Here is a 26,534-nt window from a genome sequence, read left to right as displayed (position 1 = left end):
GATCAGGCCACCAGTTAGCCACCGAAACTGGAACCCTTTTCGTGGGGCAGGTCAAGTTGTCACCGATTCGTTCCTCACGCCCCGGTGGGTGATCAGACGGATGCCAACTCTGAACGCGTTCGCGATCACGTTCGCCGGACGACTCGAGCGCACCGCGCGATGAAAACCGCCGGACCTCACCCGCCGTTTATCGGACAGAACCTTCCCAGCGCGACGAATCTGTCCCGGAGCAACGCAACGCGCCGAGGGACGAGTGCGCCTGCGCGGACTGGTTGCGCTCGAGAGTATCCCCGCGCAACGCACTCATCCGCGCGTGGTCAGCGGCGTTACATGAGCTTCGTGGACTGCAACATCGCTTCCATCTTCTCGTTGAAGCCGATGAGCGGTTTGCGTAGCGCCAGACCCAGCAGCAACATCGGCACGAGGAACGCGAGCAGCCACGCAATCGAAATCCAGTAGTCGGCTTGGTAGATGCCGGCCAGGGCCGCCCGGAACGCATCAATCGAATGGGTGGCAGGAAGGAACGGACTGACGTTCTGGAACCAGTCTGGAAGCAGCACGAGCGGGTAGGCACCGCCCGCGCCGGCCACTTGGATGACGAGCAGGAACACCGCGAGCGCCTTCCCTGCGTCACTGAAGGACACCACGAGCGTGTAGATGATGAACGTGAAGACGAGCGATGAGACCCACCCTGTGAGTAGGAGCAGGAATGGGTGCACCGGCTGCAGCCCCACGAGGAAGATGTTTCCGAGCATGACCAGAGTGCTCTGGGCAAGACCCATCAGGGCGAAGACCGCGTAGCGTCCCAAGAACTGCTGGTTGACGGTGAGCCGGGGCCCCTCCGCGAAAGCCCTGGACGGCGGATCGACGCGAAGGGTCACCGCCAGCAGCAATGCACCCACCCAGAGCGACAGGATGGAGTACAGCGGAGCCATTCCTGCTCCGAAGCTCACGACCGGATACACCGGGATGCGCTGCAGACCGATCGGTTGCGCGATCGCCGCGGCGAGAACAGACGGATTTGCCCCGATGATCGTGCCGATCTCGCCCAGGTCGCCAGATCCGATCGCCGTCGAAAGTGCGTCAGCCACACCGGCGACCTCATCGGCCGCCGTCGACAGTGCCTCCGCGAGAGCGGTGTTGTCCTGTGCGGCAGCCTCGAGCAGCGACACGATGTCGCCGGAGGATGAACTGGCGCCCGTCACGTCCTCCGTCACCGCGTTGAGAGCCGCACCAACCGCGACGAGCGTCCGGCCGAGCTCCTGGAGCACGGGCTGCAGGTCGTTCGCATAGATCGTGCTCGCGTTGGTCAGGGATTCCTGGGCTGCAGCGACGCGTGTTTCAATCTGCCCACGGAATTGCTGAAGGTGCTGATTTCCCTCGGCGATTCCACCGGACATACGTTCGAGGTCGGCGGCGAGAGCGCGCTCCTGCTCGATCGCCGTATCGAGCCCGTCGATGACCAGGGTCAGCGCGGGTCGCTGGTCCTCGGGGACACTCGTCTCGACGGCGCGCAGGCTATCGCGCAGGGCCTCGTGATCGGCGATCAACTCGTCGAGCTCGGTGGTCATCTCTCTGAGCTTCGCCGTGGTGGCGGCGGCGTCCTCGTCGACACCGGAGAAGATGCTGTCGACTTCCGATCCGAAGCGGTCCAGTTGGGCGCTGCTCGCGCTGAAGGCCGTCGAGAGCGCTTCAGCTGCACGCCCGACGGCCCCCTCGGCGCGTTCGGCAGCCGTGATCCCCTCGCGAACGGTGCCCGCGGCTGATGAGAACTCCGCCTCGACCTCGCTCAAGAGATCGGAAGCGCTCTCGATGAGCGGAATGCTCGCCTCGATCAGCGCGGTGAACATACTGGCCGTGCCGGATGCCGCGCGCATTTGCACGGCAACGTCGCCCACGTGAGCCTCGATGCGCACGAGTGCGGCCTCGGCCCCGGGGTCGCCGAGCGAGGAGGTCAGTGCCGAGACCAGGCTCAGGGCGACGTTGCTGAGCTCCTTCGTGAACTCCGCATTGATCATCGCGGTCAGATCATCGGCTCCCTCGCTCGTGATGAGTGGGGCCAACGGGTTCGACTTGTCATTGGTGTAATAGTCGACCTGGGTGCGCTGCGACCCCGCCGTGTAGAACGTGAGCATCCGCTCGCTGAAGTCCTCGGGGAGCACCATCGCCGCGTAATACTCACCCGAGGTGGTCCCTGCGATCGCTTCGTCCTCGGAGGTGATCACCCAGTCGAGCTGATCGTTGGCGCGCAGGGCGGACTCGACGACGCTGCCGATGTTGACGTGGACGGGAATGAGCGGGCTGGTGTATCCCTTGTCCACGCTGGCCACTGCCACCTTCAGGTTCTTGGTGTTGCCGAATGGGTCCCAGCTGCCGATCACGTTGAACCAGGTGAAGGCAGAGGGGATCACGACCAGTCCACACAGCACGATGACGGCCATCACGCTGCGGGTCGCGCGGCGCAGGTCGCTCGTGAAGAGCTGCCAGATGCCGCTCACCGGTCTGCCTCGAGCTGCTGGAGTTGCCGATGCAGTTCTTTGTCCGGCATATCGCCCACTTCTGTCGACAGCCGGAGGCTGTAGCGGATGTACTCGAGAACCACCAGCGCTGCGAACACGGCTACGAGCCAGAGAATCCACGAACCGACGAACTCGGTCTTGTGATCGGGATAGATGATCGCGAGGGCGGCGATCACGAGGATGCCGGCGCCGCCGACGGCGATGATCGCGGTGCGGACCCGCTTGTACGATCGGGCGAACGGAAGCGCGCGCTTCGCAAGTCGCCGCTGGTAGCTCGCGCGGTTCGCGAGCGCGCGCAACACATGTCCCAGCCGGTAGCCCGCGCCTGCGGGGGCTCCGCTCTCGGCGGTGAACAGCTCAGTGTCGGCGACCTCCTGCGTGAACAGTCGGGTGAGATTCGCAACGTGCGGTCGCAAGACGAGACCGATGAAGAACGCGACGGCGACGAACAGCAGAAGCATGCCGATGTAGCGCCAGTATGCGAGTCCCGCAAACCCGCTGATCACCTCCCGCATGGCGTCGATCCCGTAGGTGAAGGGAAACCAGGGATACAGCGACTGGAAGAACTCCGGCATGAGCTGGATCGGGTAGATGCCCGACGCACCGGGAATCTGCATGATCACGAGGATGACTACGAGCCCCTTACCGATGTATCCGAACGTGACGGAAAGGGCGTAGATGATGCTCAGGTAGCTCAGTCCGATCAGGATCGGCGTAAGCGTGAACACGAAGGCGTTCACATGCTGGACGCCGATGATGAGGTTGCCGATGCTCAACGTGATCGCCTGCGCCACGGCGATCATCGCGAATAGCAGCCATCGCCCGAGGTACCCTTGTCGTTCGGTCAGATTCGGGATGTCCTCTCTGTCGACATTGAGCCTGAGGATCACGACCAGCACGAAGGCGCCGATCCACAGGGACAGATTGATGAACAGCGCGGCCATCTGCGAGCCGTACGTGGCCGTCGGGAAGATCGTGTGCTGCTCAACCTCGACGGGCGTCGACATGAACTGTCCGATCTGTTCGGCGTTCAGCGAGGTGAGTGACTCGAGGCCCTGCCATAGGGCGGCACCGCCCAACGAGCGCAGATCAGTCACGGCCACGCTCAGATCCGATTCGAGCGTCGCCAGGCCGTTGTCCAGGCTCACCAGGGCGGTCACGGTCTGCGCGAGCTGCTGATCGAACCCGCCCAGCAGGCCTTCGGCTCCGGCCAAGAGTGAGCGCTGTGCATCCACAGCCGCCGAGAGCGAGCTGGTCGCGGCGCTGACCTGTCCGATGCCTGCCAGCGCCGCGGCCGCCGCTTCGGCGACCTCGGCTGATCCGATCACGTGTCCGGTCGATCCTTCACCGGCGAGCCGCAGGAGGTCGGCTTGAGCGCGATCCGTGAGATTCTGCGCGTCACCGAGAGTGACCTGTGTGTCCGCCAGGGCGACATCGATCGTGCCGAGGGTGGAGACATCGACGCGCAGGCCTTCACCGGCTGCGGTGAGATCGGTCTGCAGCACACCCAGCTGAGCCCGGGCTTCTCCGACGACCTGCATCGCCCGCTCGAGGTCGGCGACGAACGAGGCCTCCGTGTCGAGCAGGTCCTGCTCGATGGCCGAGCCGCCGCTCTGGATAGCCGTCGCCACGGCATCGGCCACCTGTTCGGTGAACGCGTCGGTCATCTGTGTCTGGACGGTCGTCGCCCCGGTGTCGGTGATCTCCGGCGCCACCCCGTTCAACTTCTCGTTGACGTAGTACTCGAGCTTCGGCTGTGTGAAGTCACCCGAGGTGAGACTGAGGAGATCCTGGCTGAACGTCGCGGGTACGACGAACGCCGCGTAGCTCTCGCCGCTCTTGATCGAGTCCATCGCCTCGGCCTCGGAGAGGAAATGCCAACCGAGGTCGTCGTTGTCCTTCAGCTGTGCGACCAACTGATCGCCGACGTTGACGTCGCCCGTGAGCGACGTCGAGGCGCCCTCGTCGAGATTGACCACGGCGATGCTGAGGTTCTTGGTGTTGTCGAACGGGTCCCAGAACGCGGAGATGTTGAACCACGCGTAGAGCGAAGGCGTGATGAGAGCGCCGCCGATGATGACCCATGCGAGTGGCACCCTGCCGAGACGCTTGAGGTCACGGACGAACACACGCCAGATATTGCCCATCTCGTGTCCTCGTCTCGGCTTTCATGGTCGGTGCCGCCCGAGCCGTCATCCAGACGTGCGGGACGCGCACGTGGGCGCGTTCCGCGCGCACCCATGTGTCCAGGATGCAGATGGCTGCGCGAGGGATGACTCGCGCTCTCGGACTTTCACCCTCTGGGGCATCCGCTGCATCACCACAGCCTCACCCGCGGATCGCCTGATCAGGGGATCGCAGACCGGTCACGTTCGTTGTCCAGCGCTGTTTCGGCCGCTCGGCGGCCTTCGGCGATGAGCCGCTGAATGTCGGTCATCCTCCACTGCGCCATCCGCTGCATCTCGGGCTGGATGAGCACGACGGATGGATCGGCGGTGAGATCGCCGGTCGCCGCGACCGTTCGCATCATCCGGACGTTCTCCCATTTCGCGTGGAGTCGTACAACGATGAGCCGCGACGCTCCGAGCGTCCGTGCCGACACCACGGGCACGTTGTCGGTCAGTCCACCGTCGGCCAGCAGCAGGTTTCCATGCCGCACCGGCGGCAGGAGGCCGGGGATCGCGATAGTTGCGCGGAGCGCCATGCTCAGTGGGCCTCGATCGATGGTGACGCCCGTTCGGGTCCTGAGGTCCGTCGTGTACGCCGCGAAGCGCCGCGGAAGGTCTTCGATGAGCGGGTCTTCGCCGAGCACCTCTCGGACGGTGTCGGACACGATGCGCGTGTCGAGCAGGCCCCACCGCGGCGCCAGACTCATCCGAGCGATGCGTGCCCACCGGAATGCGGATGCGGCGCGCGTGATCACATCGGGCTCGGCACCAGACGCGTACGCCGCGGCGACGAGTGCACCTGACGAAGCCCCGACCGCGATGGCGGGTCGGATGCCCCGCGCTGCGAGGACCTGCAGGACGCCGATGTGCGCGGCGCCGAACGCGCCGCCGCCGCTCAGCACAAGGCCGAGTTCTGGGTCGTCGGCGGTCGGTTCCATGACCTCAGGCTACGGTCGTGGCCGCCCGGGCGAGACATCCGAACGGGTGAAACGGGGATGAGCGCGAGGACGATTTCGCCCGGGTGATGGTCGGGTGAGGGCGCGACCAGGCGTCGACGATACGGCGGGTGAAACCACTCCGGCATCCCTGAGCCCGAGTCCGACGTGTGCCTAGTGTGAAGCGATTACCCGGGAGGTCGGATGTTGGAGGTCGTTGCCACGATCCTGCTCGGAGCGGTGCTCAGCGTCTCCGCCGCATGGGTCGCGCAGCATGTGCTGGGGACGGCGATCGGCTGGGTTCGAGCGATCGTCTTCGTCGCGATCGTCTATGCCCTCACCGTGCCGATCGTGTGCCTGGCGTTGGAGGCAGGCGACGTCATGGTGGACGGGCAATTGGTCGTCGCGAGCCCGATCGGCGTGGTCTTCATCGCCGTCGCGCTCGGGTGGCAGTTCGTCTTCGCGGTGACGATCATCCTGATCTCCGAGCTGTTCTGGCCGTCAGGACGCGGCTGGCACCCCGTGCGAACGGTCAGGGGGGCGTTTCGCCGCCGGAAGCGCATGCATCGCTATTTCGAGATCCTGCGCATCGCGTCCGCGCACGGCCTCAGCCTGTACGGGAGCCACCGTCGTGGCGAGGAACAGGACATCTCCGGTGCCATCGTCGCCGCCATGAACGAGGCCGGCGTGACGTTCGTGAAGATCGGCCAAGTGCTTTCCACGAGAGACGATATTCTGCCTCCCGAGTTCACCACGGCGTTCGCGACGCTCCAGATGCAGACGACGCCGCTTCAGTGGGAGGACGTTCGGTCGGCCATCGAGATCGAGCTCGGCGGCCCCCTCAAAGAGTGGTTCGAATGGGTGGACGAGACGCCGCTGGCCGCGGCATCCCTGGCCCAGGTGCACGCGGCGCGGATCAGACCCGCGGACGGTGAAGCGAAGGGCGCCGAGGTCGTGATCAAGATCCAGCGACCGGACGCCCGTGAGTCGGTGCTGATCGATTCGGACATCATCGTTCGACTCGCCGCCAAAGCCGAACGGCGAGCTGAATGGGCGCGATCGTACGGACTCAGCGCACTCGTCGGTGAGTTCGTCCGATCATTGAAGGAAGAACTGGATTATCGCATCGAGCTGGAGAACACCGAGCTGCTACGGGATACCCTCCACCGGTCCAGCGTCTCGACGATTCATGTGCCAGTCGTATATGCGCGGTTATGCACCCCGAGGATGATGGTGCAGGAGCGCGTCGTGGGGACGCCGTTCTCGAAGCTCAACGGGGCGCTGCCGCCAGAGATGACGGCCGCCGCCGCAGAGACGTGGGGCGTGGACACGGCGGAGATGTCCGCCGGCCCCCTCGCAGGTGCGATCTCGGTACTCCGACCCGCGTCGCTGCCGACTGCACGCGACATCGCGGACTCGCTCGTCGACACCGTGTTCGAGCAGATCGCGGTCCGCGGTGTCTTCCACGCGGACCTCCACCCGGGCAACCTCATCCTTCGCGCCGACGGTGAGATCACCCTCATCGACTTCGGCTCCGTCGGCATCGTCGAACGAAGCCTCCGTCGCGTCCTCGTCGCGATGATGTCGGCGATGGGCACTGAGGACGACATCGCACTAACCGACCTGCTCTTGATGATCACCGCGCCCGCTGACCCGGAAGCCGAGATCGACCGCAACGTCCTCCAGCACGAGGTCGGCGTCATCCTGACCCGAGTCCACAGCGGCCGAACCGACAGCTCGATCTTCACCGACGTCATCGATGTGCTGCGACGGCATCAGCTTTCATTGCCACCCGCACTGGTGCTCGTATTCCGCACGATCGCATCCCTGGAGGGAACCCTGCGGCGGGTCGTGCCCGAATACGACATGGTGGAGCAGGCGCTCTCGCGGACTCGGCATTTCGCGCGACTCGTCACCGAGTCCCACGGGTTCGCAGCTGACGCTCACGTTCAGCTGCAGGTTGTGGCGGAGCAGTTGCGACGTCTGCCGCGTCGTGTGGAAGTGATCGGCTCGCAGCTCGAGAACGGGACGTTCGGGCTGAACCTGCAGATGTTCCGAGATCCGCGGGAGCGCAAGTGGATCAGCTCGCTCGTGGGGCAGGTCGTGACCACGCTCATCGGCGTCTCGTTGCTCGTCATCGCCGTGTTCCTCGTGGTGTCGGGCGACGGTCCGCAGCTCACTGAGGATGTCACCCTGTACCCGTTCCTCGGCACGATCGTCGGACTCGGCGGGATGCTCCTCGTCCTCCGCTCGCTGCGCAGCTCGCTGACCCGCGCCCCTCGATGACCACCGGCTGGGTGGCGAGAGGGTGAAAGGGCGGCGTAGTGGGCGGGTGATAACTGGCGTTCGTCGCATCGACCGATCCACGTGCATGGGTACTGTTCAACACGACTGGCCGGCCCGCCCGGCATACGGGAACGTGATCTTCGAAAGGTCTCGAGAGATGTGCACCTCACTGCAATACACCGACCTCAACGGGTTGCCCTACTTCGGCCGGACGCTGGAGCTCGACATCGACGAGCCGTGGGTGCTTGCCTACGTGCCGCCGGGTGTTCCGTTCGAGAGTGAAGCACCCGGCGGTGAACCGGTGAAGTACGCCGGCAAGTACGGATTCATCGCCGTGACGGCGCCGGCGCGGATGCCTTCGAAGGAAGCGCCGCTCACACAGAACGACCTCAAGGTCATCGAGGGCCTGAACTCAGAGGGCGTCACGTTCAGCCTGCTGGCGTACCCCTCGTCCGGGGCTCCCGGTACCGCGGCCGACAACACGATCGCTGCGCTCCAGGCGTGGGACCTCGGGTCCTGGGTGCTCAGCCAGAGCGCAACGGTGGAGGAGGTCAAAGCCGCTCTCAAGGAGCAGGCCGTCTTCCTTACCCGCATCGCGCTCGTCGGCAACGCCGTCTTCCCGTTCCACCTCGTGGTGCACGACGCCACCGGCGCGTCAATCGTCATCGAGTGGCACGACGGCATCGAGAACGTCTACGACAACCCCGTCGGCGTCATGACCAACGGCCCGACGTTCCCGTGGCACCTCACGAATCTCGGCAACTGGACCCACCTCTCGAACGTCGATGCATCATCCGCCACGTTCGGCACGCTCGACGTTCACCAGCCGGATTCGGGGATCGCGACTGTTGCGCTCCCGAGCTCGAACACCTCGGTCGACCGGTTCATTCGGGCCGTGTACTACTCGAACTTCGTCGAGAAGGTCGAGGATGCCGACACGGCGCTGCTGACCCTCTCCCGCATCATGGACAACTTCGACCGCCCGCGCGGGGCGACCACGAGCCCACCGCAGGGCGCCGGCGGTGAAGGTGTCAAGTTCCAGGGCATCGACGGCGGGAAGTCCGGCCCGCCCACGGAGTACACCGTGTGGACCAACATGTCCGATCTCAAGCGGAAGAAGTTCTTCTTCCGTTCGTACGACGCCTTCAATTGGACCTCCTTCGACCTCGATGCGCTCGCCGAGGCGAAGCAGCCGCGGGTGGTGATGACGCACCAGCTGAGTGCGCTCGGGGGCGACGGAACGCAGGCCCTGCTCGAGGGGGCGGGCGTCTGAGAGAATCGCTCCCATGATTGAAAGGACGTGAACGGGAGAGCGGTGCGCGAGGGTCGCCCTCCCGTTCAGGTCGTGCCGAGCTGGCTTCGGATGTCATCGGAACGCAGTAGTGTCGGACTCGTTGTGTCGCTTCCAGCCAGCCTCGAGGTCGAATGTCATCTTCGCGCAGCGCCCGTGCTCTCATCTCGCCCGCCGTTATCGGTATCGCCGTCCTCGTGCTCGCGGGGTGCGGTGCGACTGCCGATCAGTCGGCTGCGGATCATGACGCCGTCTACCGGATTCCGATCACGGATCCGGGTACCGAGATCGATCCGCTGCTCGCGTCGGCCGCCAGCGCATTGGCGATCACGGGACTCGTCACCGAGCCGCTCGTGAGCCTTGATCGGGACGGCGCCGTGAACCCGCGCCTGGCGGACGACTGGTGGCCCTCCGAAGACGGGCTCACCTGGACCGTCGTGCTGCGCCAGGGAACGACGTTCAACGACGGGCGACCCGTCACCGGAGATGACGTCGTCGCGACATTCGACTCGATCATCGCCGAGGATAGCCTCTCGCCCGCTCGCAGCACGTTTGCCGGCATCCTCGCGTCGGCGACCGCACGTAACGCCCAAACGGTCGAGTTCGCACTTCAACGGCCGTTCTCAGACTTCCCCGTCCTGCTCACCGGCACGAACACGGGCATTCTCCCCGCTGGATACGAGGTGGGCACGTGGCTCGAGAATCCAGTCGGCGCCGGACAATTCCTCCTCGACGAGTACATCATCGGCGTCGGCGCCAGCTACACCAGGAATCCCGACTACTGGAACGCTGAAGCGATCGAACTCGACGGTGTCGAGCTGCGGATCTACGACGATACCCAGGCGTCGATCCTTGCCTTCCAAGCCGGCGAGATCGACCGTATTGGCCTCACCGCGGAGGTGGCTGCCGCCGTCGAAGTGTCGGAGTACGACGCGATCTCCTCCGGCTACAACCGGTTCGACGGCATCGCCCTCGACGTGACCACACCACCGTTCGACGACCGGGCCGCGCGTGAGGCGCTCGCCTGGGCGGTCGATCGCGCCGCAATCGTCGACGCCGTCTATGAGGGGAACGCTGACGTCGCGAATGACACGACGTTCTTCCCCGACTACCGTCCTCAACCCCAGGGTCTCGAGCAGCGCGAACGGGATCTCGATCGCGTCGCGGATCTGCTCGGCGACCGCCGGCTCTCTTTCACCATTACGACGTCGTACCAGCTCCTCGGTGAAGTGCTGCAGCAGCAGCTCAACGAGGTCCCGGGGTTCGAGGTCGATCTGAACGTCATGAGCTCGGAGGCGTACTACGCAGACGGGGCCGAAACACCGTGGCTCACCGCGCCGGTCACCGTGACCAACTGGGCGAAGCGCGTGCCGTCGGAGTACCTCTCCCTCGTCTACGCGGCGGGCTCCCCGTGGAATGCGTCCGAGTTCGCGGCCCCCGACCTCGACGCGCTCGCCGTCGAGTTCGACGCGACGACGGACGAAGCCGGACGGCAGGCCCTGGTCGATCGGATCGGGCGTCTCCAATGGGAAGAGGTGCCGGTGATCATTCCCGCCTACTCGAAGTCGCAGGCGCTGCAGAACCCGCGCGTCGAGGGCGAGTTCGTTGGAGCGATCGACTTCTACACGGGTTACAACTTCGCGGGGATCTCGAAGACGCAGTGATCCCGGATCGGCGCAGCGATGCAATGCGGCTGGTCGGGCAGCGACTCGTCCAGCTGCCTCTGGTGCTGCTCATCGTGTCGGCGCTCGTCTTCGCCCTCCTCCGCTCAGCGCCCGGCAACCCTGGTCGAAACGCGCTGGGGCCGTATGCCACGCCCGAGCAGGTCGCAGCGTGGAACACCGCTCATGACGTGGGCGGCGGCCTGTTCGCGGAATACGCGGGATGGCTGGGCGGATTCGTGACCGGCGACTGGGGGATGAGCCTGGTGTACGGCGTCCCGGTCCGTGCACTCGTCCTCGAACGGTTCGTCAACTCGGTACTGCTGGGTCTGCTCGCCTTCGCCATTCTCGTTCCCGTCTCGATCGGCATCGCGTCGGTCCAGGCGCGCGTCGAAGGTGCGCGAGTCGATCGCGCGCTCACGGTCGTCATCATGGCGATCGCGGCCGTGCCCGAGTTCGTCGTCGGGGTCCTGCTCCTCATCGCGCTTGCGGTCGTGCTGCCGGTCCTCCCGGTCCGAGCAGCCGACGGGTTCGGGGAAGGTGTGCTGCCGCAGTTCGGAGCCATGCTCCTGCCCGCCGTCACGCTCGCGCTCGCTTGGCTCGCGATCGTCACGCGTGTGGCCCGCAACGGGGTGATCGAAGCATCCGACTCCCCGTTCCACCGCACCGCCGTGGTGAAGGGGCTGAGGCCCGGTGCGGTGTTTCGGCGTCACATCGCACGCAGCGCGCTCATTCCGACGGTCGCCGTACTGGGAATCGCGCTCGGCACGCTCCTGGGCGGGAGCGCGGTCGTCGAGACGCTGTTCGGGTACCCGGGGCTCGGAGAACTGCTCGTCACCGCCACGCAGCGCAAGGACACGGCCGTGCTGGCGGCTGGTGTCATGGTCACCGGGGGAACCGCGTTGCTGGCCGTGCTCGCCGCCGATCTCGTCGTCGCGATGCTCGATCCACGCGTGCGGCTCCGCGGGGCGCGGTGAACACCGTGAGCGCGGAGGGTGTCCGTCTGGCGGCGCCGAGCTTCGTCATCTCATGCGCGGTCCTCGCCTTCTGGCTCGTCGTCGCGGGCACCTGGCGCTGGTTCGGTCTCGATCCGTTCGAGAACACCGGCGTGCGGCTTGCGCCGCCGAGCGCCGAGCACTGGTTCGGCACCGACCGGATCGGACGCGACGTGTTCGCCCGTGTGCTCGCGGGGGCCGAGCCCGTCATCCTGGGGGGCCTGGTCGGCGCGGTCATCGCGACGGGGCTCGGCTCCTGCCTGGGCATGATCGCGGGCTACCGGCGTGGCTGGGTCGAGCAGGTGCTCATGCGGGTCTTCGACGTCTTCCTCGCGCTGCCCGCGATGGTGCTGCTGCTGGTCGTCGTCGCGGCGTTCGGTGCGAGCCCGTTCGTGCTCTCGATCGCGATCGGTGTCCTGTTCGCTCCGGGTATCGCCCGCGTGCTCCGCGCTGAGACCCTCGCCGAGACGGCGAAGGACTACGTCACGAGCGCCCGCGCTCAGGGCGAGCGAAGCCTTCGCATCATGACGCATGAGCTCCTCCCCAACGTGTGGCCGCAGATCTTGGTGCAGGCGACGCTGACCCTCGCCGGTGCGGTGTTCGTGTCGACTTCGCTGTCGTTCCTCGGCCTAGCGTCGACCCCGCCCTCGCCGGACTGGGGTCTCGCGGTGAGTGAGAACCGCGCGTATCTCCAGGGGGCGTGGTGGACGCTGGCGTTCCCTGCGCTCGCCATCGTGTCGCTCGTCGTTGCCGTCGTGCTCGTCGGCGACCATCTCAAGGAGGTGGTGCGCCGGTGAGCGGGTTCGTACAGATCCGCGGCCTCCGGCTCGCGCTTCCATACCGGGGGGTGCTGCGGCCGACACTCGACGGCGTCGACCTTGACATCGACCACGGAGAGGTGGTCGGCCTCATGGGGCCCTCCGGGTCGGGCAAGACCAGCCTCGCGCACGTCCTCACGGGCTACCTCCCGCGCCGCGCGGTCGTGCGGGCGGATCGATTGGTCGTGGGCGGCCGTGACCTGCAGAGGATCGAGGCGCGCGGCCTGCGGGCGCATCGGCGTGAGAACGTCGGAATCGTCTACCAGGATCCGGCCAGCGCGCTCACTCCGACGGCGAAGATCGGCGCGCAGATCGCGGAGGTGCACGCGCTCCATGGCCTCGATCGCGGCAACGCCCGGAGCGCGGCCATCGCGTCGATCGATGACGTCGGTCTGTCCGGGGCCGAACTTGCTCACCGGTACCCGCATGAGCTGTCGGGTGGTGAGCGACAGCGTGTGATGATCGCCATGGCCCTCGCCGGGCATCCGCCGTTGTTGATCCTCGATGAGCCGACGACGGGCCTCGATCCCGTGTCGAGGGCGGAGATCTTGGATCTCATCGCGGCGCTTCGTCGGGAACGAGACTTCGCGATGCTCGTGATCACCCATGACTCGGGCCTCGCCGCAGCGCGGTGCTCGCGGGTCGTCACCATGGAGGCGGGGCGGATCATGCACCGGCCGCCCGCTCTGGTCCGGCCGCCGACGCGCTCGGGCGCGGGTGTTCGGACCGCTCGTGCGTCAGCCATCGCTGCACCCCGCGACTCGGAGATCGTGCTCGCCGCGACCGGGATCCGGGTGCGGAGAGGTACGCGCACCGTTGTCGACGACGTGCATGTGGAGCTCCGCCGCGGTGAGACGCTCGGCCTCGTCGGCCGGACCGGCAGCGGCAAGACCAGCCTCGCGCTGGCCCTCGCCGGGCTCATCCCACACGACGGTGACGTCCGCGTGGCTGCGCCGAGAGCGCGGGGGGCGGTGCAGTTGGTGTTCCAGAGCCCCGAGGCATCCCTCAATCCGCGCCGGAACGTGCGGAAGACGCTCAAGCGGGCCATCGAGCTTCTCGGTGGTGACGCGACCCCTGACCTGCTCGCCGAGCGCGCGGGCTTCGACCTCGATCTGCTCGACCGCGTGCCCTCCGCGCTGTCCGGGGGTCAGCAGCAGCGCGTCGCGATCGCCCGCGCATTCGCGGGTACGGCACCGGTGGTCGTGTGCGACGAGCCGACATCGGCGCTCGATGCCGAACTCGGTGGTCGCATCCTCGACCTCGTGATTGCGCTTCAGGAGCAGACCGGCGTCGCCTGCCTGTTCATCTCGCACGACCTGCTGGCTGTCCGGCGCATCTCGCACCGGGTCGCGGTCATGGAGCACGGGCGGATCATCGAGATGGACCCGACCGACACCGCGTTCGACTCGCCTACCCGCGCCGGTACGCGAGAACTCATTGCGGCGGGAGTATGGAGCCATGAATCTGAATGATTCGGTCCGTGCGCGGAGCGAACTCGAGCAGGCGATCGCCACCGGGCAACCGACCGAGATCGCGCGCGCGGCGATGTTCCATCTGTGGCCGCTGCTCGCCGACCACACGGAACTGCTGATCACGACCGTGACGAAACTCGAACTCAGTCATCTCGAACGCTTCCCCGTGCTGCGGCTCATCCATCCGCGCACAGCGGTGCTCGCTCGTGCCTCGCAGCCGTTCAAGCCGCTGCTCCTCGCCGATGAGGCGCGCCGGCTCGGCCCGGATGAGATCGACTTCCTCATCGCGACGCAGATGATCGCATTTCGCACGAGCGGCGACATCGATGCCGCGGTCGTCTATGCACGGCGGTTGGAGGGACGACTCGCGACGGTCCGCGTCGAAGCGCGCGACCGCCTCGACGGCCCGCTGTGGTACTTCCATCACCAGATCGGTTCGACCCTGCTGACCGCGGGAGACTCGGCGGGTGCGCTCCTCTCCTTCGCGACGGCGCGCCAGCTCGGCCGGCTTTCGGCACAACCCGACGCGGAGCGCACTGCGCTGGGCCGCATCGCCCTGGCCCACGCGCTCCGCGGGTCGCTGGTGGAGGCCGAACGAGCGCTCGCGGAGGCGCGCGGCATGGTGGCGCCGACTTCCGCGAACGTGACGGCGTCGATCAGCACGGAGCACACGACGGCTGCGCTCATCGCTGTGGCGCGCTTGGATTCGGATCTCGATGCGCGCCTCGAGGCGCTCAGCCCGTATGACTCGATCGACCTCACCTGGCCATTCGTATTGCTGTGCCGTGTCCGCGCATTTCTCGCTCAGAACCGACCAGACGACGCGCTCGAGCTCATCCGACTCACGCGTGACGCGCATCCGGTGCACTCGTCAACGTCGTATGCGCAGGACGTCATCGTGTCGACGACGATAGACACCCTTGCGGGAGTCGGCAGCGTCGGCGCAGCGCGTCGTTTCGCAGCAGAGCACACCCGAGCAGGGGGCAGCCCAGGCATGCTCGCGCGTCTTGCCATCGCACGGCTCATGCTGCGCGACGCGAAGTGGGATGCGGCTGCTGCCGAGCTACGATTGATGTCGGCAGATCCAGACCCGGCCCAACGCGCGGAGAGCACAATCCTCCTCGGCTGGTTCGAGGTCGCCGTCGGGGCGGGGCTCTCGCGGGACACGGCGATACTCGTGCACCGCGTCCTGCGTCGCCGCGACTACCGCCGCCTGGTCACGATCGCCCCGCGGGCACTCTTGCGACAGGTCCGGGAGTTGATACCGGCCGAAGCGGTGACTGATTTCGATGCGGCGATATCGGGTCTGCCGCAGGCCGAAATCATCGGCCGGCCGCGTCTCACGCCCGGCGAGACCCGGGTGCTGCACGCGCTGGCCGACCACCGCTCAACCAAAGACATGGCGACCGCCTTCGGGGTCTCATCGAACACGATCAAGACCCAGCTGCGTTCCCTGTTCCGCAAGCTCGAGAGCGGCACACGCGACGAAGCGCTCCGTGCCGCATGGCGCCACGGATTCATCCGAGCCGGGTCGACCTCCGAAGCGTAGGGTGAACATCGGGTGATGCGGCGGGTGATGTCCGGCGTGGGATATTTCACCCGTCGCGCGTTCTCAGCTAGACAGAGACCCAGGGGGTGATCGTTCGCCGACTCGCCGATTGGGCGGCGTGAACGATCAGCGTTGACAAGGGGGAAGCGTGTGGTGGCGGGAGACGATCCCATCCAGGACGGGAACAGAATCCCGAAGGCCGAGCGCATGAACTTGACCGATCCGCAGCGCGCAGAGGACGAGCTCCGTCGATCCCTGAAGACTGGGAATGGCGAGGCGGTGGCGCGCACCGCGACGATGAACATCTGGCCGCTCTACAGCGCCCATGCCGATCTGCTGACCGAAGCCATCACGAGCCTCCCGTCGAGCGTGCTCGAGCGATACCCGATGCTGCGAGTCCTGCACCCCATGACGCCGGTCCTCGCGAGAACACACCGCTCGTTCAGGCCGCTCATCTCCACGGACGACGCACGGACGATGAGCCCCGAAGAGGTCGATTTCCAGGTGCTCACGCAGATGATCGCGTTTCGCCTGAGTGGAGATCTCCCGGCCGCACTCGGGTATGCGAAACGCCTCGAAGACCGCATCCTGCACACCCGGGTCGAAGCGCGCGACCGGTTGGACGGGCCGCTCTGGTACCTGCATCTTCAGATCGGTTCCACGCTGCTCGCAGCCGGTGATTCCAGTCGCGCGCTGCTGGAGTTCGCCACCGCGCGTCAGCTTGGCGTGTACGCATTGCAGCCGGATGCCGAGCGGGTCGCACTCGGGCGCGTCGCGCTCGCCCACGCCGTCCGTGGCGCCTTGGGAGAGGCCGAACGTGCACTCGAGCACGCGAGCGGAATGCCGTTGCCCACGAGCGCGCACGCCAACGCCAGCCGTACCTCGGAATCGACGGCGGCGGCGCTGATCGCGGTCGATCGGGTCTCAGATGACGTCGATGACGTCCTCGCACTCCTCGAGCCCTACGACTCGGTTGAGTTCACCTGGCCCTTTTCGCTGCTCGCGCGGACCCGCGCGCTCCTCTCGCGTCAGCAACCGGACGATGCGCTGGAAGCCATTCGGCTGGCGGCCGGCACCCATCCGGTCTTCCCGGGATCGTTCGCCGCCGACGTCATTTCCTCGGCTTCCATGGCCGCGCTCATCGCAACGGGTCAGCTCGCCCGCGCTCGCCGCGTCGCGGAGGAGGCAGAATCGTCCGGTGTGCTGACGAAGCTCGCCATGGCCCGACTGGCGTTGCATGACGCCTGGTACGACGAGGCGAGCCACATCTTGGGAGCGCTGTCGCTCGACCCCGCCCTCGGTCCCGCGCAGCGGGCGGAGTGGGCAATCTTGAAGGCGTGGCTCGAGTTGGGGCGTGCCGAGGAGCTCAGTCGCGAGACCGCGATGCAACTGGAACGTATCGCGGTGCGGCGCGAGAGCAGACGGCTGCTCGCCATCATGCCGCGGCAGCTCGTCGAGGAGGTGCGAGGTCACCTCATCGGTGACACGGCCCGGGACTTCGATCGCGTTGCCGGGTCGATGGCCAAGGTGGAGATGTTGAGCCGGCCGGCGCTGACATCCGGGGAGTTGCGTGTGCTGAACGCGCTGCGAACGCACCGGTCGACCGCGTCGATCGCGGCGACGTTCCATGTCTCGCCGAATACCGTGAAGTCACAGCTGCGATCGCTCTACCGAAAGCTCGAGTGCTCGTCGCGCGACGAGGCGATCAGGACGGCGACACGGCTCCGCTTGCTCGGTGCGGCAGACATCGCGTGAACGCGTCGCATGCACGCCGCCGCACACGGTTACGTTTTCGAGTCCTGTCTCGGCACGACGATCCGCTTCCCGATCAGCAGGAGCGACGCGGTCACGGGAATCGCGATCAGGGCGCCAAGGAGGCCGAGTAGGGTCCCTCCGACGAGGGCGCCGATGACGACCAGTGCGCCGGGTACGGAGATCGTCCGGTTCATGACCCGTGGCGTGAGAATGTACGCCTCAATCTGCATGTAGACCAGGTAGGCGAGTGCGAAGATGAGCGCCGCAACCGGGTCCGTGAAGAGCGCGAAAGCGGTCGCGATCGCCCAATACAGGACAGATCCGACCAGTGGGATCAAGGTGATGAAGAACGCCACGACGGCGAGAAGCATCGCGAAGGGCAGCTGCAACACCAGGTGCAGGACCAATGAGACGACTGCGTTGCAGAAGGCCAGGATCACCATGCCGATCAGATATCCGCCGACCGAGTCAGCGATCTCGTCGCTCATCTCGCTCGACTGCGGTCGCGCCCGCGCGGGGAGCAGTCGGAGGAACGCGGATTTCATCGCCGGAAGCGAGGCCAAGAAATAGAGCGTCAGCACGAGCACGACGATCAGCCCGGAAAGACCGGTCGCGATCGTCCCTCCCACCTGGAGTGCGCCTCGCCCGAGGGACGCGATGTTCTCTGGATGTGTGAGGAAAGACTCGAGATCTGAGACGATCGTGTTGACGTCCGTACCGAATGTGGCGGTGAGCCAGACGTAGAAGTCTGACTTCTGGAAACCTGTGACGAGATGGGGGATATCACGCACAAACTGGGTGACCTGCCCAACCACGTTGGGTACGACGAGCAGGACCAACAGCGCGAGCGTGACGGTCAGTCCCGAGCACACGATCACGATCGCCCACGAGCGTGAGATTCCGTGCCGAACGAGCCGGCGCACCACGGGGTTCAAGCCGAGGGCGGCGAACAGTGCGAACCCGACCCAGATGAGCACCGTCGAAAGGTTCGTGAAGGCGACGCCGAGTGCGAACGCCGTCAACCCACCGAGGGTGAGCGCGAACCCCGTCGCAAACGGCCTGCCCACAACCGTCCAGGTAGGCCTGGTGGTGTCGATGGTCATGTCGTGCTCCGATCTTCATTCAGGGTGTTGCGCCAGCCCCGGGCGGCTACTCCGACATCTCGCATAAGCCCGGCACCGAGCATCATGCCGATCGCGATCGCCGTCAGCGATCCGAGGGTGCGAAGGATCGTGCTTCCGCTGCCCGCGGTGCCGTCGGCGGCCTCGCTCAAACCGATGAAGCCCATCGCCCCTGGCACGAGGAGCCAGTAGGCGCAGGTCAGCATCACTGCGGCCGAGGGTGCGGCCCTGATCCGGCCGGCGAACGTGACCGCCGGGACCACGACGAGCGCGCCGACGAGACCGGAGAGTTCGGCGCCGAGTAGGAAGTTGCCGAGCAGCTGACCCACGTATGCGATAACGAGCGCATAGATGATCCAGATGAGGGATCGTCGCGGGGCAACGGAGTACAGGTAGTAGCCGACCGCCACGAGGAGGATGCCCACCCAGGGCGCCCACGCACCGAGCTGGGCGGGTGCCGAGGTGACGCTCGGTGGTTCGCCGGCGACGGAGATTCCGGCGAAGACTCCGAACGCGAGAAGCCCGAGGCGCGCGATCCCGTACACGAGTCGGCTTGCGCCTGCCATGACCTGGCCGGATGTAAGCTCGACGGCCGCGATCGTCAGTGTCAGGCCCGGAAGAAAGCCCACGAGGGCGGGTGCGACGAGGCGCAGTGCGTCGTCATGGACGAGCGGACGTACGAAGAGCGTGATCAGCAGTGTCACGGCGAACGCAGTGGCGACGGGAAGAATGAGCGACAACGTCCGAGTGCGGTTCCCGATCGTGACGATCATCCCGACCATCAGTCCAAGCACGACATACACTGGCAGAGCGGTCACGGTCGGGTTGAGCATGAGCCCGAATCCGACGGTAAGGAGCGCATAGCCCATCGTCGTGAGGATCGAGCCGAAGCGAGGGGGAGTGGCCCTGACCGTCTCTAGCGCGGTGTGCACGTCCGCCGGCGTCATGTTCTCGGTCGCGGCTCGGCGCACGATGCGGTCGACCTCGTCGGCCTGATCGAGACGCAACGCATATTCCCCCGCCGGGAAGAAGGTCGTGTGTGGGGGATCGGTGGTCGGGTCCTCTACGAGCACGAGTGTTGGCAGGACGACGAATCGAAGGTCGGGCCGTCCGAACTGGTGGGCGAGCCTGCTGAGCGTCTGCTGGACGTCACTGGTCGCCTGCGAGGAGTCGAGCAGGGCAGCTCCGAGCTCGCCGAGGATCCCGGGGATATCCGCGGTCCCCGCGATCCGCGCCGGGGCGGAGTCCGATCGCAGCGCACGAAACGCCCCTCGCACCCGTGCACGCAGCAGGCCCGCACGATCCGTCTGTGATGGTCGGCCCATGGTGCTTACGCCTCCGCGACGTCGATGAGGTGCAGGCGAGACGCGAACCTCATCGCTTCTTCGCGGCTCGCGCACCCGAGTTTTCGGTAGATCGACGCAAGCTGGGACTTGACCGTGTTCGGTGAAACGTGGAACGCGACGGCGATTTCCGCGATTGTTGCATACCGCGCTAGTGCGCTGAGCACCCGCCGCTCACTCGAGGTCAGGTGCGGTCGGTGCGGGGCGTCGATGAAGGTGAGCGTGCCGATTGCGGCGTCGAAGGTTTCGGCCTCATCAGGAGCGAGCTGCGCGCGCACCTCCGCGACGAGCTGAGCGGGCATGGTCGTCAACAGGCGACGCGCGCCGCTGCGTGACGCGATCCTGGCGATCTGCACCGCGATCTCAGCGTTGATCGACCCAGCGCGGACGCGCTCGAGCCATGCCGTAAGGAGGACGAGCTCCGCGCGTTGCGTCGGCCCGAGGGGCATTTCGCGGAGTTGCCGCAGCTCGCGTGCGGCGGTTACCGGCTGCGCTGCGAGCAGCGCATGTCGCGCGATCGCGAACCGGGTGAGCAGTCCGGATCGCGAGCTGTGTTCGACGACATGCTGTGCGGCCGTGGCATCGCCGAGCGCGCACAGTGCGGCGATGGTCGATGCGGCGATCACGTCGGACGCGAACGATCCGTGTTGATCGGGATGCGCATCGCGCGCGAGTCGTACGGCCTCGAGAGCCTCATCCGCACGCTGGTCGGCGATAAGGGCTCTCGCCCGGGCGAGGAGGGCAAACGGCCAGGTCAGCTCGAGGCTGTCGTACGGCTCGAGCTGAGCACAGGCTTCATCGGCATCCGGTGACCACCGCTCTACCGCGATGAGGGCACGCGCGGTACGTTCGGTGGCGCGCGCCGCACTCTCATGCGCAGAACTCGGCCGGGGCTGCAGTTCGAGCTCGGCGAGCGCGAGCTCTGCATCGTCCAGTGATCCACGTGCGGCGTGCGCGAGGGCGGTGCGTCCCAGCGCGAGTCGCTCGGCATCCGGTCTCCGAGCGATCCGGCCGATCTGCCGCGCGGTCGCGAACTCGCGCAGGGCGGTTGCCGAATCGCCCGCGGCGAGCAACGTCGACCCGATCTGGTGGTGGTAGTACCAAAGCGGGCCGTCGATGCGTTCGCGGGTATCGACGCGAGCGCCGGCGATCCGCTCCTCGAGCCTCCGGGCGTAGATGACCGCCGCAGCGACGTCGCCGCTGAACCGGAAAGCGACCATCTGTACGAGGAGCAGGATGTCCAGCTCGTCGGAACTCATCGAGTCCGCGTCGGCCGGGTAGAGGAGCGGCTTGAAGGGGCGGTTCGTTCGGGCGAGTACGGGCGTGATGGGATGGATGGCGCGGAGGGTGGGGTAGCGCTCGAGGACCGTGCTCGGAAGACTCTCGATCGCCTGGATCAATTCGTCGAATGCGCAGCTGAACAGCGGCCAGATGTTGTGGATCGCCGTCTGGGCGATCGTCTCGGGCCGTGCAGTGGCAACGGCCGCCCTCAGCTCACGCACGGCGCGCGCGTCATCGCTCAGATTCACGGGCCGAGATGGCGCGGACGTCGGACAGTGTGAGGAAATGGATCGGGGCATGGTCAGCGAATTTCGTGCTGACGTTGCCGGCGAGACCGCCCTCGATCGCGAGCTGACTGCCAAGGTGGAGCTTCGCCGGTGATGCCGTCTCCGCGAAGTCGAGCTCGGTCAGGTCGACCCACACGATGTTCGGGCGTGTCGTGGATTCGAAGACATAGCGCCTGCGCGTCAGATCGGCGACGGTCTGCCAGATCGTCTGCGACGCATCGGGCTTGCCGGGGTCAGGGAGCCGGAACGGCTGAGCGGCGTTCCGCATGACGCTGAACATCGATGCGATCGCCTCGCCCTGGGTGGTCGGCTGCGGGAGGCGGTCCACATAGTACGCGGCGCGCGCGAAGCGGTCGGTCGCGAGTGTCGTGCCCGGCAGCGGCCGGTCCCCGCCGAACCCGTCGATCTGCATCAACAGGACGAGCTGCTCGTCATATTTGGGGGAGTTCGTCATCACGCGGAACTCGCGCCCATGGTGAACTTCGAGCCCGCCGTCGATGTACTCGATGATGGCGGAGTCGCCCGTTGCGTCATCCAGCGCGAGATGGATGGCAGGGACTTCTCCGGTTGCTGGATCGGTGAGTTGGACGACCTGCACTCGCGTGCGATCGATCCAGGCCACGGCGTCGGCGACGGTGGCGAAGTTGTCGAGGAAGTACTGAAGCCACACTGCCTGGCTGAGTGCCGGGCGCCCGGGCTCGTGCTCGCCATAGTTCGACTCCGCGAGCCAGAGCACGTGGCCTGCCAGGCCTTCCTCGTTGAGACCGTCGACCGAGATCATGTCGAATGCCGTGGCGACGACACTTCCATAGGCCGAGGTCCACGTCAGCGCGCCGTCAACCCCGTCGTCGCGCCGCATCCCTCGCGGCAGCTTCCAGAGGTTGGTGTCGAGGTCGCGGTGGTAGTCCATGTTGCGCCCGACGAGGACGGATCCTGATGCGTCGGGCCAGACGACTCTTGTGCACATGAGCGGAACTCCAGAAAATGCGCTTTACGGAATACAGGTCATTTCTTGCGCGGGCGGAACCAGGGGAACAGCGACCCGATCACGACGCCTGCAACGAGTACGGCAAGGAACCATCCCCACGCCGGCATGGTGAACTGGAGGAAAAGAAACCTCAGTGTGGCCGGTCCGACATTGGAAAAGACGAAGGTCAGGGCGGCGATCGAGATGAGGATGGCGGCAATCGCCTTCCCGCTGACCACCGGCTGACTGCCGCGCTTCGGCGCAAGTTCCTTCTCGGGCATATCGAATCCTCCTCGCCCCGCCACATGCGGAGACACACTGCGTCGGGTCGGTTCCCGGCGGTCTCTGGATGGGACACTACTCACACTTCACGCTCCCGCACGAGTGGGTGAATGCGGGGTGAGGGGTGGGTGCGCGCGGGGTTATCCCGGTGGTGACCGCGCGGGCGAAATGCTCTCTCTGCGCCATCGTTCGCTCCCCGACCGGCCGTAATCTCGCGGCCATGATCACCGGAAAACGTGCGCCGCAGCGGATGATCATCCGTAATGTGCGGGTCTTCGACGGCGTCCATGCCCGGACGCAGGACGCGTCCGACGTCCTGGTCGAGGGTGCGCACGTCCTCGCGGTGTCTTCTTCACCGGTCGCCGGGGATGCCTCGGACGGCGTCGTTGAGATCGACGGCCGCGGACGGTTCCTGATGCCGGGGCTGAGCGATGCCCATGTGCATTTGGCGGGCAACGCGAACACCATGGTCGAGTTCCTGCAGGGACCGACCGGAGTGATCTACGGGAACACATTCGCCGAGGCAGAACGCATGCTGCTGCGCGGATTCACCACCGTGCGCGACATGGGCGGCGACACGGCACCGATCAAGTCGTTGATCGATCGCGGGATCTTCGACGGTCCTCGCCTGTTCCCGAGCCAGGCGATGATCTCGCAGACGTCGGGGCACGCGGACTTCTCGTTCGTCTACGACGTCCCCGGGGAATTCGGTGGTGCGCCCAGCCGCACCGAGGATCTACATTTCACCCGCGTCGCCGACGGCGTACCGAGGGTGCTCGCAGCGGTGCGCGAGCAATTGAAGATGGGCGCGACGCAGATCAAACTCACACTCGGAGGCGGGGCTGCCTCGCTGTACGACCCGCTCACCACGCTGCAGTACACACCGGAGGAGGTCCGTGCCGCGGTCCAGGCCGCGAGCGACTACGGAACGTACGTCGCCGCGCACGTCTATACGTCCGCGGGCATCGCGCGAGCGCTCGATGCGGGTGTGATTTCCATCGAACACGGGCATCTCGCCGATGAACACACGGTCAAGCTCATCGCCGAGCGCGAAGCATGGCTTTCGATTCAGCCGTTCGCAGAGGACGATCACCACTACCCGGACCCGACACGTGCCGCGAAGAACGCTGAGATCTGTCAGGGCACCGACCGGGTATACGGCTGGGCGAGGCAGCACGGAGTCAAGACCGCGTGGGGCACCGACCTGCTCCTCGAGCCAGAGTCCGCGCCGCGACAGAGCCTAATGGCGGCTCGACTGGGTGAGCACTACAGCAACGTCGAAGCACTCAAGATGCTCACCTCGGGCAACGCTGCGCTGTTCGAGCTCGCCGGTGAGCGCAACAGCTACCGGGGCGGAAAGCTCGGGGTGATCGCCGAGAACGCTTGGGCCGACATGATCCTCGTCGACGGTGACCCGCTTTCAGACCTGTCCGTGATCGCCGACCCCGATACGAACTTCAAACTCATCATCAAGAACGGCGAGATCGTCAAGAACACCCTGTGACCGCATCCGTCACCACTCAGGAACGCAAGGAGCGAATGTGACAACCAACACCAGCAAGGCACGTCAGTCGACGAACATCGACTCGTCGGTGAGCATCAATCCCGTCTTCGTTCGTCCGGGCGAGGCGACCGAGTTCGACAAATTCAAACTGCCGCCGAACCCGAGCCTTCCGGAGACCGCCTACCAGATCGTTCACGACGAAGCGATCCTCGACGGCAACTCACGACTGAACCTCGCCACCTTCGTCTCGACGTGGATGGACGACGAGGCGCAGAAGCTCTACCTCGAGTCCGCCGACAAGAACATGATCGACAAGGACGAGTATCCCGCGACCGCGGCGATCGAAGATCGCTGCTGGCGGATCCTCGCCGATCTCTGGCACGTGCCGGACGTGAACGACACCATCGGCACCTCGACGATCGGTTCGTCCGAGGCGTGCATGCTCGGCGGGCTCGCGCTGAAGCGCCTGTGGCAGGAGAAGCGCAAAGCCGAGGGCAAGCCGTACGACAAGCCGAATCTCATCATGTCGGCCGCGGTGCAGGTCGTATGGGAGAAGTTCTGCAACTACTGGGATGTCGAGCCGCGCTACGTGCCCGTCAGCCCCGACCACCTCATTCTCGATGGGTACAACCTCGAAGACTATGTCGACGAGAACACCATCGGCGTCGTCTCGATCCTCGGCCAGACCTTCACCGGCCTGTACGACGACGCCATCGCGATCTCGAAGAAGCTCGACGAGATCCAGGAGAAGACCGGGCTCGACATCAAGATCCACATCGACGGCGCCTCGGGCGCGATGGTGGCGCCGTTCTGTCAGCCCGATCTCGTGTGGGACTTCCAGCTCGACCGGGTGAACTCGATCTCGACCTCCGGGCACAAGTACGGCCTCGTGTACCCCGGCGTCGGCTGGGTCGTCTGGCGCAACACCGCGGTGCTGCCCGAGAGCATGATCTTTCACGTCAGCTACCTCGGTGGCGACATGCCCACGCTCGCACTCAACTTCTCGCGGCCGGGCTCGCAGGTGCTCCTGCAGTACTACCAGTTCCTTCGCCTGGGCTTCGAGGGCTACCGAGAGGTTCAGCAGAACTCGATCGATGTCGCGACCTACCTGTCGAGCGAGATCGAGAAGATCGGACCGTTCTCCCTCGTCAGCAAAGGGGACACGATCCCGGTGTTCGCCTGGGTGCTGAAGGAGGGTCACACCGACAAGTGGACCCTGTATGACCTCGCTGATCGCCTCCGCATGAAGGGGTGGCTCGTCCCCGCCTATCCCATGGCCGACGACATGAGCGATGTGGTCTTGCAGCGAATCGTGGTGAAGGTCGGCCTGAGCCGCGACTTGGCGTCGGCGCTGCTCGCCGACATCAAGGGTGAGGTCGCGTTCCTCGATGCACTCGAGGCGCCCCTCCCCGACCAGTCGGCGACCGGCTCCCACTTCCACCACTGAGTCCACCGTCGGGAGCGCGCCGCTCGCTCGGCGCTCTCCCGACCGCCCGTCTCTCCGAGGTGAATCGAGAAACATGACCATGACCACCCCGACGATGAACGCGACCCCACCGCGGCGAATCTTCGTGCCGACCGTGACGAAGCAGTGCTGGGGCTTCATGATCGGGTCCGCGTTCTTCGCGATCGGGTCGGCGCCGGGCCTGTCGGATCTGCTCGGGTCGAGCGGGTCGAACCTGCTGTTCTTTATCGGCGCGTGGTTCTTCACCACCGCGGGACTGATCCAGCTGTTCCTCAGCGGTGCCATCTCGGTGAACGTCGACTACGCGCCCGGCCGCATGGTGCGCGCGGAGTGGCTCGCAGCGGCGACCCAGTCCTTCGGAACGATCATGTTCAATGTCTCGACGACCGCCGCCCTTCACGCGACGTCGATTACCGCGCAGGAGGAGTTCGTCTGGAACCCCGACGCCGGCGGGTCAGTGGCGTTCCTCGTGAGCGGTGTCCTCGCGTTCATCGCCTACGCGCACATCGCCAAGCTCGTCGATCTCGGCAAGCGTGCCTGGTGGTCGGTGTTCATCAACTTCGTCGGCTGTGTCGCCTTCGGCATCTCGGCCGTCGGCGCATACATCCTTCCGAGCGGGGATTCGCTCAATGACGGTCTCGCCAACAACGGGACATTCATCGGCGCGCTGTGCTTCCTGTTCGCATCGCTCCTCGTGCTTCCCGCGTGGGACCGTACGCGCCGTCACGCGACCGCGGGCCGCGACTACGAGCCGGTCGTCCAGTGATGACCGTCGGGTCATCGACGGCCACCCGTCGATGGCAAACGCTGGACGAGGAATCCCTCGCCCTTTTGC

19 protein-coding genes are annotated in these 26,534 nt (G+C 66.0%); 11 read left to right on the top strand and 8 right to left on the bottom strand.

From position 1 onward, the window contains the following. Positions 1-326: 326 nt before the first annotated feature. From RH864_RS13450 to RH864_RS13440, 3 genes are all read right to left on the bottom strand, one after another. Complete coding sequence (locus RH864_RS13450; protein WP_310518065.1) at positions 327-2,498, bottom strand: YhgE/Pip domain-containing protein; 2,172 nt, start codon at positions 2,496-2,498, stop codon at positions 327-329. Continuing rightward, on the bottom strand, positions 2,495-4,666 hold the full coding sequence (locus RH864_RS13445) for a YhgE/Pip domain-containing protein (protein WP_310518064.1): 2,172 nt from the start codon (positions 4,664-4,666) through the stop codon (positions 2,495-2,497). The genes RH864_RS13450 and RH864_RS13445 overlap by 4 nt, the downstream gene beginning before the upstream one ends. Before the next feature lie 200 nt (positions 4,667-4,866). Further along, positions 4,867-5,625: a patatin-like phospholipase family protein gene (locus RH864_RS13440; RefSeq protein ID WP_310518063.1), complete on the bottom strand. Its 759-nt coding sequence runs from the start codon at positions 5,623-5,625 to the stop codon at positions 4,867-4,869. Positions 5,626-5,826: 201 nt separating this feature from the next. On the opposite strand from RH864_RS13440, the gene RH864_RS13435 reads away from it, so the two are divergent. The 8 genes from RH864_RS13435 to RH864_RS13400 all read left to right on the top strand — a co-directional run bounded on the left by RH864_RS13435 (position 5,827) and on the right by RH864_RS13400 (position 17,449). Beyond that, positions 5,827-7,908, top strand: coding sequence for an ABC1 kinase family protein (locus tag RH864_RS13435; protein ID WP_310518062.1), 2,082 nt, complete (start codon positions 5,827-5,829; stop codon positions 7,906-7,908). A gap of 157 nt (positions 7,909-8,065) precedes the next feature. Then, the gene (locus RH864_RS13430) at positions 8,066-9,181 is read left to right on the top strand and encodes a linear amide C-N hydrolase (protein ID WP_310518061.1); all 1,116 of its coding nucleotides are present in this window, start codon (positions 8,066-8,068) and stop codon (positions 9,179-9,181) included. Positions 9,182-9,333: 152 nt separating this feature from the next. Further along, positions 9,334-10,863 carry an ABC transporter substrate-binding protein gene (locus RH864_RS13425; protein WP_310518060.1) on the top strand — a complete coding sequence of 510 codons (1,530 nt, stop codon included), beginning with the start codon at positions 9,334-9,336 and terminating at the stop codon, positions 10,861-10,863. Then, positions 10,860-11,837, top strand: coding sequence for an ABC transporter permease (locus tag RH864_RS13420; RefSeq protein WP_310518059.1), 978 nt, complete (start codon positions 10,860-10,862; stop codon positions 11,835-11,837). The genes RH864_RS13425 and RH864_RS13420 overlap by 4 nt, the downstream gene beginning before the upstream one ends. Positions 11,838-11,842: 5 nt before the next feature. Then, complete coding sequence (locus tag RH864_RS13415; RefSeq protein ID WP_310518058.1) at positions 11,843-12,652, top strand: ABC transporter permease; 810 nt, start codon at positions 11,843-11,845, stop codon at positions 12,650-12,652. After that, positions 12,649-14,145, top strand: a complete 1,497-nt coding sequence (locus tag RH864_RS13410; protein WP_310518057.1) for an ABC transporter ATP-binding protein — start codon at positions 12,649-12,651, stop codon at positions 14,143-14,145. The genes RH864_RS13415 and RH864_RS13410 overlap by 4 nt, the downstream gene beginning before the upstream one ends. Next, positions 14,111-15,694 carry a helix-turn-helix transcriptional regulator gene (locus RH864_RS13405; RefSeq protein ID WP_310518056.1) on the top strand — a complete coding sequence of 528 codons (1,584 nt, stop codon included), beginning with the start codon at positions 14,111-14,113 and terminating at the stop codon, positions 15,692-15,694. Before RH864_RS13410 ends, RH864_RS13405 begins: the two co-directional genes overlap by 35 nt. Positions 15,695-15,844: 150 nt before the next feature. Next, positions 15,845-17,449 (top strand): helix-turn-helix transcriptional regulator, encoded by a 1,605-nt coding sequence (locus RH864_RS13400; protein ID WP_310518055.1) that lies wholly within the window; start codon positions 15,845-15,847, stop codon positions 17,447-17,449. Between the two features lie 29 nt (positions 17,450-17,478). Here RH864_RS13400 and RH864_RS13395 read toward each other — a convergent pair whose 3' ends face one another. The 5 genes from RH864_RS13395 to RH864_RS13375 are packed head-to-tail and all read right to left on the bottom strand — an operon-like array spanning position 17,479 to position 22,729. Next, positions 17,479-18,552, bottom strand: a complete 1,074-nt coding sequence (locus RH864_RS13395) for an AI-2E family transporter (RefSeq protein WP_310518054.1) — start codon at positions 18,550-18,552, stop codon at positions 17,479-17,481. Further along, a complete protein-coding gene (locus RH864_RS13390; RefSeq protein ID WP_310518053.1) occupies positions 18,549-19,895 on the bottom strand; it encodes a threonine/serine exporter family protein in 1,347 nt (448 codons plus the stop codon). Before RH864_RS13390 ends, RH864_RS13395 begins: the two co-directional genes overlap by 4 nt. A 5-nt stretch (positions 19,896-19,900) precedes the next feature. After that, entirely contained in the window at positions 19,901-21,442 is a 1,542-nt protein-coding gene (locus RH864_RS13385; protein WP_310518052.1) for a LuxR C-terminal-related transcriptional regulator, read from the bottom strand. Continuing rightward, complete coding sequence (locus RH864_RS13380) at positions 21,426-22,448, bottom strand: linear amide C-N hydrolase (protein ID WP_310518051.1); 1,023 nt, start codon at positions 22,446-22,448, stop codon at positions 21,426-21,428. Before RH864_RS13380 ends, RH864_RS13385 begins: the two co-directional genes overlap by 17 nt. A 38-nt stretch (positions 22,449-22,486) precedes the next feature. Continuing rightward, positions 22,487-22,729, bottom strand: a complete 243-nt coding sequence (locus RH864_RS13375; protein WP_310518050.1) for a LapA family protein — start codon at positions 22,727-22,729, stop codon at positions 22,487-22,489. 149 nt (positions 22,730-22,878) lie between these two features. Between RH864_RS13375 and RH864_RS13370 the strand changes: the two genes are divergently transcribed. The 3 genes from RH864_RS13370 (at position 22,879) to RH864_RS13360 (ending at position 26,465) form a co-directional block, all read left to right on the top strand. Beyond that, positions 22,879-24,234 (top strand): metal-dependent hydrolase family protein, encoded by a 1,356-nt coding sequence (locus RH864_RS13370; RefSeq protein ID WP_310518049.1) that lies wholly within the window; start codon positions 22,879-22,881, stop codon positions 24,232-24,234. Between the two features lie 37 nt (positions 24,235-24,271). After that, complete coding sequence (locus RH864_RS13365; protein ID WP_310518048.1) at positions 24,272-25,681, top strand: glutamate decarboxylase; 1,410 nt, start codon at positions 24,272-24,274, stop codon at positions 25,679-25,681. 79 nt (positions 25,682-25,760) lie between these two features. After that, the gene (locus tag RH864_RS13360; RefSeq protein WP_310518047.1) at positions 25,761-26,465 is read left to right on the top strand and encodes a hypothetical protein; all 705 of its coding nucleotides are present in this window, start codon (positions 25,761-25,763) and stop codon (positions 26,463-26,465) included. Positions 26,466-26,534 lie beyond the last annotated feature (69 nt).

This window comes from Agromyces aerolatus, assembly GCF_031432255.1.
Taxonomy (GTDB): Bacteria; Actinomycetota; Actinomycetes; order Actinomycetales; family Microbacteriaceae; genus Agromyces.
The sequence above is the reverse complement of the archived record's forward strand: the minus strand, read 5'-3'. Positions and strand labels throughout refer to the sequence as shown.

What these genes read in the sequence shown, in the direction of transcription:
- RH864_RS13440 (WP_310518063.1), bottom strand. Translation starts at nt 5,625, where the DNA reads ATGGAACCGACCGCCGACGACCCAGAACTCGGCCTTGTGCTGAGCGGC.
- RH864_RS13360 (WP_310518047.1), top strand. Translation starts at nt 25,761, where the DNA reads ATGACCACCCCGACGATGAACGCGACCCCACCGCGGCGAATCTTCGTG.
- RH864_RS13445 (WP_310518064.1), bottom strand. Translation starts at nt 4,666, where the DNA reads ATGGGCAATATCTGGCGTGTGTTCGTCCGTGACCTCAAGCGTCTCGGC.
- RH864_RS13395 (WP_310518054.1), bottom strand. Translation starts at nt 18,552, where the DNA reads ATGACCATCGACACCACCAGGCCTACCTGGACGGTTGTGGGCAGGCCG.
- RH864_RS13430 (WP_310518061.1), top strand. Translation starts at nt 8,066, where the DNA reads ATGTGCACCTCACTGCAATACACCGACCTCAACGGGTTGCCCTACTTC.
- RH864_RS13435 (WP_310518062.1), top strand. Translation starts at nt 5,827, where the DNA reads ATGTTGGAGGTCGTTGCCACGATCCTGCTCGGAGCGGTGCTCAGCGTC.
- RH864_RS13425 (WP_310518060.1), top strand. Translation starts at nt 9,334, where the DNA reads ATGTCATCTTCGCGCAGCGCCCGTGCTCTCATCTCGCCCGCCGTTATC.
- RH864_RS13390 (WP_310518053.1), bottom strand. Translation starts at nt 19,895, where the DNA reads ATGGGCCGACCATCACAGACGGATCGTGCGGGCCTGCTGCGTGCACGG.
- RH864_RS13380 (WP_310518051.1), bottom strand. Translation starts at nt 22,448, where the DNA reads ATGTGCACAAGAGTCGTCTGGCCCGACGCATCAGGATCCGTCCTCGTC.
- RH864_RS13375 (WP_310518050.1), bottom strand. Translation starts at nt 22,729, where the DNA reads ATGCCCGAGAAGGAACTTGCGCCGAAGCGCGGCAGTCAGCCGGTGGTC.